The 14,257-nt window shown below is 71.2% G+C and carries 13 protein-coding genes and 1 pseudogene; 5 read left to right on the top strand and 9 right to left on the bottom strand.

Annotation, left to right across the window (positions count from 1 at the left end; all coding sequences use genetic code 11):
• Positions 1–381: 381 nt before the first annotated feature.
• The 3 genes from GQS09_RS21595 to thyX form a co-directional block, all read right to left on the bottom strand.
• Entirely contained in the window at positions 382–2,067 is a 1,686-nt protein-coding gene (locus GQS09_RS21595; protein WP_165988829.1) for a ribonuclease J, read from the bottom strand.
• A gap of 198 nt (positions 2,068–2,265) precedes the next feature.
• The gene (gene dapA / locus GQS09_RS21590) at positions 2,266–3,165 is read right to left on the bottom strand and encodes a 4-hydroxy-tetrahydrodipicolinate synthase (RefSeq protein WP_165988827.1); all 900 of its coding nucleotides are present in this window, start codon (positions 3,163–3,165) and stop codon (positions 2,266–2,268) included.
• Between the two features lie 194 nt (positions 3,166–3,359).
• Positions 3,360–4,082: an FAD-dependent thymidylate synthase gene (thyX, locus tag GQS09_RS21585; RefSeq protein WP_399552576.1), complete on the bottom strand. Its 723-nt coding sequence runs from the start codon at positions 4,080–4,082 to the stop codon at positions 3,360–3,362.
• 154 nt (positions 4,083–4,236) lie between these two features.
• Between thyX and GQS09_RS21580 the strand changes: the two genes are divergently transcribed.
• Positions 4,237–4,794, top strand: coding sequence for a hypothetical protein (locus GQS09_RS21580; protein ID WP_165988824.1), 558 nt, complete (start codon positions 4,237–4,239; stop codon positions 4,792–4,794).
• Between the two features lie 104 nt (positions 4,795–4,898).
• Here the strand turns inward: GQS09_RS21580 and GQS09_RS21575 are convergent, their stop codons facing one another.
• From GQS09_RS21575 to rpsO, 5 genes are all read right to left on the bottom strand, one after another.
• Positions 4,899–5,402, bottom strand: a complete 504-nt coding sequence (locus GQS09_RS21575) for a hypothetical protein (protein WP_243761636.1) — start codon at positions 5,400–5,402, stop codon at positions 4,899–4,901.
• Positions 5,403–5,406: 4 nt separating this feature from the next.
• Complete coding sequence (dapB, locus tag GQS09_RS21570; RefSeq protein ID WP_165988822.1) at positions 5,407–6,165, bottom strand: 4-hydroxy-tetrahydrodipicolinate reductase; 759 nt, start codon at positions 6,163–6,165, stop codon at positions 5,407–5,409.
• 42 nt (positions 6,166–6,207) lie between these two features.
• Positions 6,208–7,599 (bottom strand): pitrilysin family protein, encoded by a 1,392-nt coding sequence (locus tag GQS09_RS21565; protein ID WP_313896259.1) that lies wholly within the window; start codon positions 7,597–7,599, stop codon positions 6,208–6,210.
• Entirely contained in the window at positions 7,596–9,836 is a 2,241-nt protein-coding gene (locus GQS09_RS21560) for a polyribonucleotide nucleotidyltransferase (protein WP_165988820.1), read from the bottom strand. Before GQS09_RS21560 ends, GQS09_RS21565 begins: the two co-directional genes overlap by 4 nt.
• Before the next feature lie 356 nt (positions 9,837–10,192).
• Positions 10,193–10,486 (bottom strand): 30S ribosomal protein S15, encoded by a 294-nt coding sequence (gene rpsO, locus GQS09_RS21555; RefSeq protein ID WP_165988818.1) that lies wholly within the window; start codon positions 10,484–10,486, stop codon positions 10,193–10,195.
• 201 nt (positions 10,487–10,687) lie between these two features.
• Between rpsO and GQS09_RS21550 the strand changes: the two genes are divergently transcribed.
• The 3 genes from GQS09_RS21550 to GQS09_RS21540 all read left to right on the top strand — a co-directional run bounded on the left by GQS09_RS21550 (position 10,688) and on the right by GQS09_RS21540 (position 11,692).
• Positions 10,688–11,083 carry a hypothetical protein gene (locus tag GQS09_RS21550; protein WP_165988816.1) on the top strand — a complete coding sequence of 132 codons (396 nt, stop codon included), beginning with the start codon at positions 10,688–10,690 and terminating at the stop codon, positions 11,081–11,083.
• 142 nt (positions 11,084–11,225) lie between these two features.
• A complete protein-coding gene (locus GQS09_RS21545) occupies positions 11,226–11,435 on the top strand; it encodes a DUF397 domain-containing protein (RefSeq protein WP_165988814.1) in 210 nt (69 codons plus the stop codon).
• The gene (locus GQS09_RS21540) at positions 11,435–11,692 is read left to right on the top strand and encodes a DUF397 domain-containing protein (protein WP_165988813.1); all 258 of its coding nucleotides are present in this window, start codon (positions 11,435–11,437) and stop codon (positions 11,690–11,692) included. Before GQS09_RS21545 ends, GQS09_RS21540 begins: the two co-directional genes overlap by 1 nt.
• A gap of 3 nt (positions 11,693–11,695) precedes the next feature.
• On the opposite strand, the gene GQS09_RS21535 is transcribed toward GQS09_RS21540, so the two are convergent.
• Entirely contained in the window at positions 11,696–12,250 is a 555-nt protein-coding gene (locus GQS09_RS21535) for a DinB family protein (RefSeq protein ID WP_165988811.1), read from the bottom strand.
• Positions 12,251–13,021: 771 nt separating this feature from the next.
• On the opposite strand from GQS09_RS21535, the pseudogene GQS09_RS21530 reads away from it, so the two are divergent.
• Positions 13,022–14,257 (top strand): annotated as a pseudogene (locus GQS09_RS21530) (hypothetical protein); the annotation flags it as partial.

The following is a 14,257-nucleotide window of genomic DNA, read 5'->3' as shown; positions in this document are numbered from 1 at the left end:
ATCCACCACGGACAACCGGACACACATCCGGCCCCATGGCGACGGGGTTGCCAAATATCTGGCGTTGACTTTTGGCACGCTGTTGAGTTCTCAAGGAACGGACACTGCCTTCGGTAACCCTCTCGGGAATCCCTCCGGGTGTTTCTCCGTTTCGGTGCTTCCGACTTTAGCAGAGTCTTTTCCGCGCCGTTTCCGGCGGGTGGAGACGACTGCTGCGCGGGAGAGGCGGACGATGAGCCCTCCGTGGTTCCCGCGTCGGCGGCTCGCCAAACCTACTGGGTCGGGGCGCCCGGATGCAAATCCGGGCGCCCCGACCGCTGACGCCTGCTCAACTGGCCGGTGACCAGCCCTTACCGGGCCGGTCACCAGGGCCGCCGAGGGTCAGACGTCCACGACCACCGGCATGATCATCGGGCGGCGGCGGTAGGTGTCGGAGACCCACTTGCCGACCGTGCGCCGCACCAGCTGCTGGAGCTGGTGCGATTCGGTGACGCCGTCCTGCGCGGACTTGCTCAGCACGGCCTCGATCTTCGGGATGACGGCGCCGAAGTCCGCCTCGTCGATCCCGGAGCCCCGGCTCTGGATGCTCGGGCCGCTGACGATCTTGCCCGAGGTGCTGTCCACCACCACGAAGACCGAGATGAAGCCCTCGTCTCCGAGGATGCGGCGGTCCTTGAGGCTGGCGTCGGTGACATCGCCGACCGAGAGGCCGTCGACATAGACGTAGCCGGCCGGGACCTTGCCGGAGATGCGGGCCTTGCCGTCGATCAGGTCGACGGCCACGCCGTCCTCGGCGATCACGATCTGCTGCTCCGGGACACCGGTCGCGGCGCCCAGCGCGGCGTTGGCCCGCAGGTGGCGCCACTCGCCGTGGACCGGCATCAGGTTCCTCGGCTGGGTGATGTTGTAGAAGTACAGCAGTTCGCCGGCTGCCGCGTGGCCCGAGACATGGACCTTGGCGTTGCCCTTGTGGACCACGTTGGCACCCCACCGGGTGAGTCCGTTGATGACCCGGTAGACCGCGTTCTCGTTGCCCGGGATCAGGGACGAGGCCAGGATCACGGTGTCGCCGGGCATGATCCGGATCTGGTGGTCACGGTTGGCCATGCGGGACAGCGCGGCCATCGGCTCCCCCTGGGAGCCGGTGCAGATCAGCACCACGTCCTCGTCCGGCAGGTCGTCGAGCGCCTTGACGTCGACGACCAGTCCGGCCGGGACCCTGAGGTAGCCCAGCTCCCGGGCGATGCCCATGTTGCGGACCATGGAGCGGCCGATGAAGGCCACCCGGCGGCCGTAGGCGTGGGCCGCGTCCACCACCTGCTGGACGCGGTGCACGTGGCTGGCGAAGCTGGCCACGATGATGCGCTTCTTGGCCTGCGCGAAGACCTGCCGCAGCACCCCGGAGATGTCCCGCTCGTTCGGGACGAAGCCGGGCACCTCGGCATTGGTGGAGTCGGCGAGCATCAGATCGATGCCCTCCTCGCCCAGCTTGGCGAAGTGCCGCAGGTCGGTCAGCCGGCCGTCCAGCGGAAGCTGGTCCATCTTGAAGTCGCCGGTGTGGACGACCAGGCCGGCGCCGGTGCGGATGGCCACGGCCAGCCCGTCCGGGATGGAGTGGTTCACCGCGACGAACTCACACTCGAAGGGGCCGAGACGTTCGCGCTGTCCTTCCTTCACCTCCAGGGTGTAGGGACGGATGCGGTGCTCCTGCAGCTTGGCCTCGATCAGGGCGAGGGTCAGCTTGGATCCCACGATCGGGATGTCCGGCTTCTCCCGGAGCAGGTACGGCACACCGCCGATGTGATCCTCGTGCCCGTGGGTCAGGACCACGGCGTCGATGTCGTCCAGCCGGTCCCGGATCACGCTGAAGTCGGGCAGGATCAGATCGACGCCGGGCTGCTCCTCCTCGGGGAAGAGCACCCCGCAGTCCACGATCAGCAGCCGGCCGCCGTACTCGAAGACGGTCATGTTCCGGCCGATTTCTCCCAGCCCGCCCAGCGGGATGACCCGCAGCCCTTCTTCGGGAAGGCGGGGCGGAGGCCCCAGTTCTGGATGCGGATGGCTCAAAAGACACTCCTCACCACGCGCGCCACAGGGCCGCGAGGGCCGTGTGGCGCGCGTGTCCGTTCTCGTCGTGCTGTTGACGTGCAGTTGTTGTGCATGCAGTTGTTGTGCATGGCGGTCACCGCATGGCAGGTATGCGGCGGGTTGCTCGCATTGCTACGTTTTCCGGTCTTCAGTTGTGAAGTCTGATGGCACCGCCCGTCAGAGCTGTACCCCGCCGGCGGCAAGATCGCGCTTGAGCTGCTCGGCCTCGTCCTCGGTCAGGCCCACCAGGGGAAGCCGGAGCGGGCCGCCGGGCAGGCCCAGCAGGCTCAGGGCGGCCTTGGTGGTGATGACGCCCTGGGCACGGAACATGCCGGTGTACACGGGCAGCAGCTTCTGGTGGATCTCGGTGGCCTTGGCCACGTCCCCGCCGGTGACGGCGTCGACCATGGCGCGCAGCTCGGGGGTGACCACGTGGCCGACGACCGACACGAAGCCGATCGCGCCGACCGAGAGCAGCGGCAGGTTGAGCATGTCGTCGCCCGAGTACCAGGCGAGGCCGGTGGTGGCGATGGCCCAGCTGGCACGGCCGAGATCGCCCTTGGCGTCCTTGTTGGCCACGATCCGGGGATGCTCGCCCAGCCGGGCGAAGGTCTCGGTCTGGATCGGGACGCCGGTGCGGCCGGGGATGTCGTAGAGCATCACCGGCAGCCCGGTGGCGTCGGCCACGGTGGTGAAGTGCTGGTAGAGGCCCTCCTGCGGAGGCTTGCTGTAGTAGGGGGTGACCAGCAGCAGGCCGGTGGCGCCGGCGCGCTCGGCGGCGCGGGCCAGCTCGACGCTGTGGTGGGTGCTGTTGGTGCCGGCCCCGGCCACCACGTGGGCGCGGTCGCCGACGGCCTCGACCACCGCGCGGACCAGGTCGGCTTTCTCGGCATCGGTGGTGGTCGGGGATTCACCGGTGGTGCCGTTGATGATCAGGCCATCGTTGCCGGCGTCCACCAGGTGGGCGGCGAGCCGCTGCGCGCCGTCGAGATCAAGCGTGCCGTCCGCGGTGAACGGCGTGACCATGGCGGTCAGCACCCGCCCGAAGGGGGTCTGCGGTGTCGAGGTCGGTGCCATACTCCCACGCTACTCGCAGCTCACGGCCGTGCGCCGCATCGGGGCACGGATATGAGGAGCCCGGCACTGCCTGCTCGGGGGTTCAAGCAGTGCCGGGTCCGTTCATTCAGCGTAGACGAACTTCCCAAAATGTGGCAATACGGACACCTGGCGAGGGTGACCGGCCCGGCACGGGCGACCGGTCCGGGCACCGATCAGGGGGCGACGCGTCCGTGCTTGTTGAAAGCGGCGTGGGTGAGCGGCATCAGCGCGGCCCACTCCTCCTCCATCTTCTCGGCCACCATCTCGATCTCCCGCTGCGGGAAGGACGGCACGGTGGCGTCCTCGTGCTTGGTGCGCAGGCTGAGGAAGTGCATCAGGGAGCGGGCGTTGCAGGTCGCGTACATCGAGGAGAACAGCCCGACGGGCAGCGCCGCCCTGGCCACCTCACGCGCCACGCCCTCTTTCAGCATGGCGACGTACGCGTCGTACGCACGTTCATAGCTCTGCCGGAGCTCCCGCTCCACTGCCTCGTACTGCCCGGGGGAGCCGGGCACGAAGTCGTACTTGCCGGGCCTGCCGATCTGCACGAGATGGCGCTCCCGGGACGGCACGTAGAAGACGGGCTCCAGCTCTCGATACCGTCCGCTCTCCTCGTTGTACGACCATCCGACTCGATGGCGTTGGAACTCCCGGAACACGAAGAGGGGAGCGCTGACGAAGAAAGTCATGGAATTGTGCTCGAACGGCGTGCCGTGCCGGTCCCGCATGAGGAAGCTGATGAGCCCCTTGGACCGCTCCGGGTCCTTGTCGATCTCCTCCAGGGACTGCTCACCCTTGGTGGAGACCCTTGCCGCCCAGAGCACATCTCTGTCTGAAGCGCTGTGTTTCACCAGCTCAACGGTGACATCACTGCGGATCTCGATCTCGCTCACCAAGTGGTTCCTTCCCGAGCTTTCTGGGCGCCCCAGCCTAGCCCCGCGACCAGCCGCGCCTGCAGCGGCGTCCGGTCGGCGGGCGGGCACGGTAGCCTCAGCGGGCAGCAGGCGCTTCAGGCGTATGCGGACTCCCCACGAAGATTGAGGTTCGACCGTGACTCTGTCCTTCATGGCGGCCGACCGCACCAGGGACCCGTCCCGGCGGGACATGCCGCTCCCCCACGCTCCGCAGGACTACTGGCGCCGTCCCTACCGGATCGGGCCCTGGCGGGTCGGGATCTCGGCGGTGACGCTGCTGATCGCCAGCTTCATCATGATGTCGGCCATGATCATCGCGCTGGCCGGCCAGCCGCAGGGCGGGCTCGCCACGCTGCTGCTGGCGGTGCTGGCCATCGCGTTCGCGCTGCGGCTGCTGCGGGTCGGGATCTGGGTCAGCCCGCGCGGCCTGCGGCAGGTGAACATGCTGATGACCCGCACTCTGCGATGGCGGGACGTCACGCGGGTGCGCACCGCCCAGCAGCCGGTGCGGTGGCTCAGCCTGCCGCGCACCGTGCAGGGCGAGGCGCTGGAGATCGAGCGGCGGCGCGGGGAGCCCCTGCGCCCGCTGCTGACCACGCACAGCGCGGATTTCCTGGGCCGCTACGAGGCCTTCGACCGCGCGGCCGACGTGATCGAGGCGTGGGCGTCGGAGCACCGGGGCGACGGGCGCTGAGCCGCGGAACGGGCGCCGCCTGGGCCTCCCCCGGGGGAGGCCGGCGCGCGCCTGCCCGGGTCTGTGCACGGTAGCCGTTCACGCTGTCCGTTCACGGTGACTGTTCACGGTGGCTGTGCACCGTGCACCCCGGGTGAGGAGGCGGCCCGGCCCTTCCCGGCGGCCTGACGGTCGCGGCGGCGCAGGGTGATGGCGTGCTGCATGGCCTTGCGGGCGCGGGGCGTGTCGCGGGCGTCGTGGTAGGCAATGGCGAGGCGGGCCCAGCAGCGCCAGTCCTCGGGGGCGGCCTCGGTCTCGGCGCGGTGGCGGGCGAAGGCGGCGTCGGCCGCATCCTGGTCGATACGGCCGGCCGGGGTGCGGGGCAGGTCGTCGACGGGCAGCCCGCCCTCGGCGTCCAGATCCCGCACCAGCCGACCGGCCTGCACGGCGAAGCGGGTGGAATGCCAGAGGAACCAGGCGCCGAGCAGGGGCAGCACCAGCACGGCGAGGCCGAGCGGCACGGCGACGGGGCCGCCCTCGCGGACGAGGAGAATGCCGCGGTGGCCGACCATCACGAAGTAGACGGTCAGCACCACCGCGAGCAGGGCGTAGACGAGCCGGGCGCGCATGGGCTCAGGCGTCCAGGTCCATGAAGTGCTCCAGGCCGAGGGTCAGGCCGGGGGTCTGGGCGATGCGGCGGACGCCGAGCAGCACGCCGGGCATGAAGGAGCCGCGGCTCATGGAGTCGTGGCGCAGGGTGAAGACCTCGCCCTCGTCGCCGAAGAGCACCTCCTGGTGGGCGACGAGCCCGCGCAGCCGGACGGCGTGCACCGGGATGCCGTCCACATCGGCGCCCCGGGCGCCGTCCAGGGCGGTGCTGGTGGCGTCCGGCGCGGGCGGCAGGCCGGCCGCGCCGCGGGCCTCGGCGATGATCTGGGCGGTGCGCACGGCGGTGCCGCTGGGCGCGTCGGCCTTGCCCGGGTGATGCAGCTCCACGATCTCGGCGGATTCGAAGAAGCGGGCGGCCTGGCGGGCGAAATGCATGGTCAGGACAGCCCCGATGCCGAAGTTGGGGGCGATGAGCACGCCGGTGGCGGGCGAGCCGGCCAGCCAGCCGCGGACCGTCTCCAGCCGCTCCTCGGTCCAGCCGGTGGTGCCGACCACGCCGTGGATGCCGTTGCGGACGCAGAACTCCAGATTGCCCATGACCGCGTCCGGGTGGGTGAGCTCCACCGCCACCTCGGCGCCGGCCTCGGTGAGGGCCTGGAGCTTGTCGCCGCGGTCGACGGCGGCGACGAGTTCCATGTCCTCGGCGGCGGTGACCGCCTTGACGGCCTCGGAGCCCATCCGGCCCCGGGAGCCGAGCACGGCGACGCGCAGCTTGCTGCTCATGTGTGCGGTGACCCTTCGTTCGCGTTCACGGTCGGTTCACGGTCAGGAGACGGCTTCGTCGAGGCGGGCGGCCTGGCGTTCGCCCAGCGGGCCGATGACGGCCAGCGAGGGACGGTGGGCGAGCACCTCGGCGGCGACCTGCCGGACCTCGTCGACGGTGACCGCCGCGATACGGTTCAGCATCTCATCCACGGTGAGCTGGTTGCCCCAGCAGATCTCGCTCTTGCCGAGCCGGTGCATGAGGGAGCCGGTGTCCTCCAGCCCGAGCACGGTCGAGCCGGAGAGCTGGCCGACGGCGCGGTGCAGCTCCTCCTCGGGCAGGCCCTCGGTGGCGATGCGGTCGAGCTGCTCCCGGCAGATCTTGAGCACGTCGGGGGCGAGGGAGGGGCGGCAGCCGGCGTAGATGCCGAACAGGCCGCAGTCGGCGTAGCCGGAGGTGAAGGAGTAGACCGAGTAGGCCAGGCCGCGCTTCTCCCGGATCTCCTGGAAGAGGCGGGAGGACATGCCGCCGCCGAGGGCGGTGTTGAGCACGCTGAGCGCCCAGCGGCGTTCGTCGTGACGGGAGACGCCGGGGGTGCCGAGGACGACATGGGCCTGCTCGGTCCTGCGGCGCAGCACGTCGACCCGTCCGGCGGTGCGGATGGCGCGGCGGCCGGTGCGCGGGCCGTGCGGTTCGGCATCGGGGCGGTCCAGTGCCCCGGCGGCGGTGAAGGCCCGGTGGACGAGATCGGCCACCCGGTCGTGGTCCAGCCGCCCGGCGGCGGCGACCACCAGGTGGGAGGGGTCGTAGTGGCGGCGGTAGAAGCGGGCCACCTGGTCACGGGTGAGGGCGGTGACGGTCTCCACGGTGCCGAGCACGGGGCGGCCGAGCGGGCTGTCGCCGAGCATGGTGCGGGCGTAGAGGTCGTGCACGCAGTCGCCGGGGTCGTCCTCGGTCATGGCGATCTCCTCCAGCACCACGCCGCGCTCGGCGTCCACGTCCTCGGCCCGGATGACGGAGCCGGTGAGCATGTCGCAGACCACGTCGATGGCGAGCGGGAGGTCGGTGTCCAGGACGCGTGCGTAGTAGCAGGTGAACTCCTTGGCGGTGAAGGCGTTCATCTCGCCGCCGACGGCGTCCACGGCCGCGGAGATCTCCAGGGCGGTGCGCCGCCGGGTGCCCTTGAAGAGGAGGTGCTCCAGGTAGTGGGTGGCGCCGTTGAGGACGGGGGTCTCGTCGCGGGAGCCGACCCGGGCCCAGATGCCGAAGGTGACCGAGCGGACGGTGGGCACGGACTGGGTGACGACGCGCAGGCCGCCGGGGAGGACGGTGGTGCGGATCTCCCCGGCCGGGATGGCGGGGCCGCTGCTCTGTGCGGCGGCGGACCGGGGACGGGGGACGGCCCGTCCCGCCGGGTGGGCGGGACGGGCCGTCCGCAGGGCCTTGCGTGTCACTTGTCGGCGGTGTCCTTCTGCTCGGCCTTCGCGGCGTTCTCGGTGTCCTCGCCGTTGCCCTCGTCCAGGACGGGGATCAGCGAGAGCTTGCCGCGCTGGTCGATCTCGGCGATCTCGACCTGGATCCGCTGGCCGACGCTGACCACGTCGTCGACGTTCTCCACCCGCTTGCCGCCGGCCAGCTTGCGGATCTGCGAGACGTGCAGCAGTCCGTCCTTGCCGGGCATGAGGGAGACGAAGGCGCCGAATGTGGTGGTCTTGACCACCGTGCCGAGGTAGCGCTCGCCGACCTCGGGCATCGTCGGGTTGGCGATGCCGTTGATCGTGGTGCGGGCGGCCTCGGCGGCGACCCCGTCGGAGGCACCGATGTAGATGGTGCCGTCGTCCTCGACGGTGATCTCGGCGCCGGTGTCCTCCTGGATCTGGTTGATCATCTTGCCCTTGGGGCCGATGACCTCGCCGATCTTGTCCACCGGGATCTTGATGGTGATGATCCGCGGGGCGTGCGGGGACATCTCGTCCGGACGGTCGATGGCCTCCATCATCACGTCGAGGATGTGCAGCCGGGCGTCCCGGGCCTGCTTGAGGGCGGCGGCCAGCACGGAGGCGGGGATGCCGTCCAGCTTGGTGTCGAGCTGGAGGGCGGTGACGAACTCCCGGGTGCCGGCGACCTTGAAGTCCATGTCGCCGAAGGCGTCCTCGGCGCCCAGGATGTCGGTCAGGGTGACGTAGTGCGTCTCGCCGTCGATCTCCTGGGAGATCAGGCCCATGGCGATGCCGGCCACCGGCGCCTTGAGCGGCACCCCGGCGTTCAGCAGCGACATGGTGGAGGCGCAGACCGAGCCCATGGAGGTGGAGCCGTTGGAGCCCAGCGCCTCGGAGACCTGCCGGATGGCGTAGGGGAACTCCTCCTTGCCGGGCAGCACCGGGATCAGCGCCCGTTCGGCCAGCGCGCCGTGCCCGATCTCGCGGCGCTTGGGCGAGCCGACCCGCCCGGTCTCGCCGGTGGAGTAGGGCGGGAAGTTGTAGTGGTGGATGTAGCGCTTGCGGGTCACCGGGGAGAGGGTGTCCAGCATCTGCTCCATGCGGAGCATGTTCAGCGTGGTGACGCCGAGGATCTGGGTCTCGCCGCGCTCGAAGAGCGCGGAGCCGTGCACCCGCGGGATGGCCTCGACCTCGGCGGCCAGGGTGCGAATCTCGGCCACGCCGCGGCCGTCGATGCGGACCTTGTCGCGGATGACGCGCTCGCGGACCAGCTCCTTGGTGAGCGAGCGGTAGGCGGCGGAGATCTCCTTCTCGCGGCCCTCGAACTGCGGGAGGAGCTTCTCGGCGGCGACCGCCTTGATCCGGTCCAGCTCTGCCTCGCGGGCCTGCTTGCCGGCGATGGTCAGGGCCTGGGCGAGGTCGTCACGGACGGCGTTGCTGAGCGCGTCGTAGACGTCGTCCTGGTAGTCGAGGAAGATCGGGAACTCGCCGACCGGCTTGGCGGCCTTGGCGGCCAGGTCGGACTGGGCCTTGCAGAGCACCCGGATGAAGGGCTTGGCGGCCTCCAGGCCGGCGGCCACGACCTCCTCGGTGGGGGCGGTCGCGCCGCCCTGGACCAGCTCGACGGTCTTGTCGGTGGCCTCGGCCTCGACCATCATGATCGCCACGTCGCCGTCGGGCAGCATGCGCCCGGCCACGACCATGTCGAAGACGGCCTCCTCCAGCTCGGTGTGGGTGGGGAAGGCCACCCACTGGCCGCGGATCAGGGCCACCCGGGTGCCGCCGATCGGACCGGAGAACGGCAGGCCGGCGAGCTGGGTGGAGCAGGAGGCGGCGTTGATGGCGACCACGTCGTACAGGTGGTCGGGGTTGAGGGCCATGATCGTCTCGACGATCTGGATCTCGTTGCGCAGGCCCTTCTTGAAGGAGGGGCGCAGCGGCCGGTCGATCAGCCGGCAGGTCAGGATGGCGTCCTCGGAGGGCCGGCCCTCGCGGCGGAAGAAGGAGCCGGGGATCTTCCCGGCGGCGTACATGCGCTCCTCGACATCCACCGTGAGGGGGAAGAAGTCGAGCATCTCCTTGGGGTGCTTCGAGGCTGTGGTGGCCGAGAGCACCATGGTCTCGTCGTCCAGGTAGGCGACGGCCGAGCCGGCGGCCTGGCGGGCGAGACGCCCGGTCTCGAAGCGGACGGTGCGGGTACCGAAGGACCCGTTGTCGATCACGGCCTCGGCGTAGTGGGTTTCCATGTCCACTCGGAAAATCTCCTCGTCCTGTGCCCCTGTGGGGTGGGGCCGGCGGGAGGAGCGTCTCGCCACGGGCCGGTCATCGATCGAAGCACCCGGGCCTGCTGCCTGCTGTGTGCTGCCTGCTGCCCGAGGGCCACTACCGAGGACCGGCGACGGTGGAGGCGCCCCGCCTCGCTCGTATGTCGTTGTCTTCTGTTGTCTGTCGTCGTACGGCGTCGTGCTGTGTTGCTGGGACCAGCCTACAAAGGGTGCGGCCCCTCGGCCCGGCGTCGGGCGACACCGGTGCTCCCGGCGCCGGACCGAGGGTACGGCGAAGGGAGCGGGACCCTTGTCCAGGTCACCGCTCCCTCACGACGTCGTCCTCAGCGGGCGCCACCCGCGGCACCGCGGCGGATGCCGAGCCGGTCCACCAGCGCACGGAAGCGCTGGATGTCCTTCTTGGCCAGGTACTGCAGCAGGCGGCGACGGCGGCCGACCAGCAGCAGCAGACCGCGGCGGGAGTGGTGGTCGTGCTTGTGCGTCTTGAGGTGCTCGGTCAGATCGCTGATCCGGCGGGTGAGCAGGGCGACCTGGACCTCGGGGGAGCCCGTGTCGCCTTCCTTGGTGGCGAACTCGGTCATGATCTTCTGCTTGGTGGCAGCATCGAGAGACGACACGCTTACTCCTCGTGATTTCCGGCCCGGAGTCGGCCCCTGGTCTTCTTCACAGGGGACTGCGCTGAGCAACTCATCAGGCGTGGTCAAGCCTAGCAGCCGTCAAGGCGTGCCTACGCACCGTCGTCCACAGGCCCCGAGTCGCAGTCACATGGAACTACTGTCGGACCTTCCCTCAAAAGGGTAAACCTCTATGCTTTCCGCGTGACTTCCACGGGCACGGACCAGGACACGGAACCCGACAACGACGAGGACCTCGCCGGGGAACGAGACGACGCACAGGACACCGACGGCACCGACGACGAGGCGGCGACGGCCGGCGGCCCGCCCCGCAAGGGGCGGCTCACCCCGAAGCAGGCCCGCGGACTGCGGATGGCCATCGGCGCCGTGGCCATGGCCGCGATGGCGGTCGTGCTGGTGGTCCGGCTCGGCGACGGCTCGTCCCTGCTGTCGGTCGGCCTGTACGGGTTCGCGTTCGTGCTGAGCGGCGCGGTCATCGAGATGAGCCGCCGGGGCCGCACCCGGCTGGGCACGGCCGTGCTGGTGGCCGGCTTCGTGCTGATCCTCGGCACCGACTGGTGGCTGCGCAGCACGCTGTGAGCCGCCGCCGAGGCTGACGCCTTCGGCCCGAACCGGACCGTCCTGTCCGTGAGGGCGCGCTGCGTTACGATCCCTCCACAGGCCGCTGCGCTCTCGGCAGCAGACCCGGCTGAGCTGATCGCCCGCGTGAGGGAGGAGCGCTATGGAAGCGGCCCCTGCTCCGACGATCCGAGGATGGCGCACGTCGTCGCACAGCGGCGATACCGGCGATGGTTGCGTGGAGTTCGCCGTACCCCTGACCTGGCGAGTTGCCGTGCGGGACGCGAAGCGGGACGATCTCCCGCACTCTTCTGCCTCGTCGCCCGCCGGGCCGGCGCTCATCACCGCTGCGAAGGAAGGGACATTCCGCTGATGGCCGAGACGCAGGCCGAGATCGCCGCTCGCAAGGAGCGGGAGAAGGACGAGCTGTACGGCAGGGACATCACCGGCCTGGAATGGCTCAGCGCGCCCGACGGCCCGCAGGACGAGAAGGTGGAGATCGCCTACTTCCCGGACGGCGCCGTCTGCATGCGCAACTCCGCCGACCCGGACACCATCCTGCGCTTCACCGCCGCCGAGTGGGAGGCGTTCGTGCTCGGTGCCCGGGACGGGGAATTCGACATCGAGTAGCGCTCACATGCCCGTTGCTCCGTCGATCCGTTCGCGCAGCAGGTCGGCGTGTCCGTTGTGGCGGGCGTACTCGGCGAGCATCTGCACCAGCACCCGCCGCAGGGCGACGGGCTTTCGGGTGGCCGCATGGATGCCGGTCGCGTCGAGCGACGAAGCCGCCGCGACGATCTCGCGGGAGCGCTCGCACTCCGCCCGCCACACCGCGAGCGCCTCCTCGGCGTCCCCCTCCAGACTCTCGAAGTCCTGGTCCGGATCGTCGTCCGAGTAGTAGAGGTGCGGGACGTCCTCACCCGCGAACTGCATGCGGAACCACCAGCGTTCGGTGCCCGCGAGGTGCCGGATCAGCCCGTGCAGCGTGAGCCGGGACGGCGGCACGGAACGCTCGGAGAGCCGCGCCGGCGACACCCCGGCACACTTCAACTCGAAGGTCTGGCGGTGCCAGTCCAGACAGGCCGTCAGAATCTCCCGCTCGTCCCCCACGAGGGGGAGCGGCGGCCGGGTGTCGTCGGCCCACAGCGGGGAGTAGTTGGCGGCGGGAATCCCGGGCACGTTGCTCATCCTGTGAGTCTCGCAGTCACCACTGACATCGGCGGGCGTACCGGACGGCACGCGGTTGACAGGGGCATCCGGTGCGTCCGTCATTGCGCGGAATCCGGGAGATCCGCTGATGTTCCGCGGAACCGCCCTCCTCTAGGGTGGGTGCCGTGGCGTGGCGGGGGAGCCAGGCAGCGTCCCAGTCGTCTCTCCCTCCCGCACGCGGAACAGCCAGCAGCAGCAGCGGCAGGAGGCGTCGTGAACACCGATCGGGACGGGATGCGCACCGCGGAGGGTTCCTCCGCTGTCGGTCGCCCCGACGAAAACCCCGCGACGGACAACCAGCAGGCCGCCGACGACACCGACGACACGGCCCCCGCACCGAGTTGGTACGGGGGCGGCAGCTCGCGGTGGGGAGGGTCCCCGGCGGCCGCGCCGGGACCGCTGAGCGCGTCCGCCGCAGCCGACGCGGCCGGCAGGGCTGACGAGACGGGCGAGACCGGCGGGACCGACGAGACCGGCGGGACCAGCAAGGCGGGCGGGACCGGCAAGGCGGGCGGGACCGGCAAGGACGATGCCGCAGGGGTGTCCGCCCCGGGCAGTTCCCCGGGGTCCCGCGACGGGCATACCGCAGACGGGCCGGCCGGGACCGAACCGCCGGAACCCCTTCATGACCCGGCCCCTTCCGATACCGCCGACGCGCCCGATACGACTACTGAGCCGACTGCCACCAGTGCCGCGGCGGACAACGAGCCGGAAGACCGGCCGGAGAACAGACATGAGGAGGCCGGGGGCGTGACCGACGAGCAGCCGCGACGGGAGTCCGGCAGCGAGCCCCAGGACGCGCCTCCCGGACGGGTGCGCGACGACGACCAGCAGAGTGCCGCCGCTGATCTGGAGACCAACGCCACGATGCAGTTCAATGCGGCGGCTGTGCGGAAGATGATCGACGAGCGCAGGTCCGGGGAGGAGCGGCCCGCGTCCGAGCGGCGGCAGCAACCGCCCGTGCCGCCGCTGCCGCCGCCGGGGCCCGGCGGTCTGCCGCCGCTGCCGCCGGACTTCCAGCTCAAGCCGCCGCCCGCGCCGGACACGCCCCCGGGGCCGCGCCGGGCGTTCAACCCGGCTGTGCCGCCGACGCCGCCCGGGTTCTCCGTCCCGGACCAGCTCCGCGACGAGCCGTCCGCCGCCCAGGCGAAGGACGAGGCCACGGCCGCGGTACCGGAGGAGGAGCCGGACGACGACGCTCCGGCGCAGGTCAGCTCCATGCTGCCGGGCTTCCCCCCGGCAGGCACCGACCCGGGCGCGGGTTTCCCGCCGGGCGCCTCCCCGGGGGTTCCCGTCTCGTTCTCCCCGCCCGAGCGCGAGCCGGAGGACGAGCGGCCCGCGGCCGCCGCCGAGTCCGGGCGCGCGGAGCCCGGACCGGAGCCCGAGCCCGGACCGGAGCCCGAGCCCGAGCCCCGGGACGCCGGGCCGACGGGCGGACCGGACGAGGAGAAGGACGCGGCGGCAGCCGAGCGCGGGACGGAGATGCCGTCCCCCGCAGTGGCTGGAGCCGATGTCACGTCGTTCAGTCTGCTGCCGCCCATGGAGAAGCCGCCGACGCCGCCGGGGGGTGTTCCGGCGGACCCGTCGCCGCCTCGGCCGGAGGCACAGACGAGCCGTACACCGCCGACGCCCGCACCGGCACAGCCGTCGGCGCCGGTGCCGCCGCAGGGGGCGCCGTGGCCTCCTCCGGAGGAGGCGAGCGCTCCGGCACGGCCCTCCCCCGCACCGCAGCCCTCGGCGGACGCCACGTCGTTCTCGCTGCTTCCGCCGCTGCCGCCGCCCGGCGAGCAGCCGCAGTTCCGGGCCGAGGCCGGGGAGCAGCCGCAACCGCAACCGCAGAACGAGGCGCCGCAGACCCCCCGGCCCGCCGATCCGGGCGGGCCGGCCGCGGCAGCTCCGTGGAGCAGCGGCGGCGGTCAGCCGGCGCCCGCACCGGGGATGCCGCAGCAGGGCTCGCCGTGGGCCGCGCCGCCCGGCCCCCCGGAG

Origin of the sequence: Streptomyces sp. YIM 98790, assembly GCF_011421595.1 — a bacterium.
GTDB lineage: Bacteria > Actinomycetota > Actinomycetes > Streptomycetales > Streptomycetaceae > Streptomyces.
This window is presented reverse-complemented; position numbering and strand designations above follow the sequence as displayed.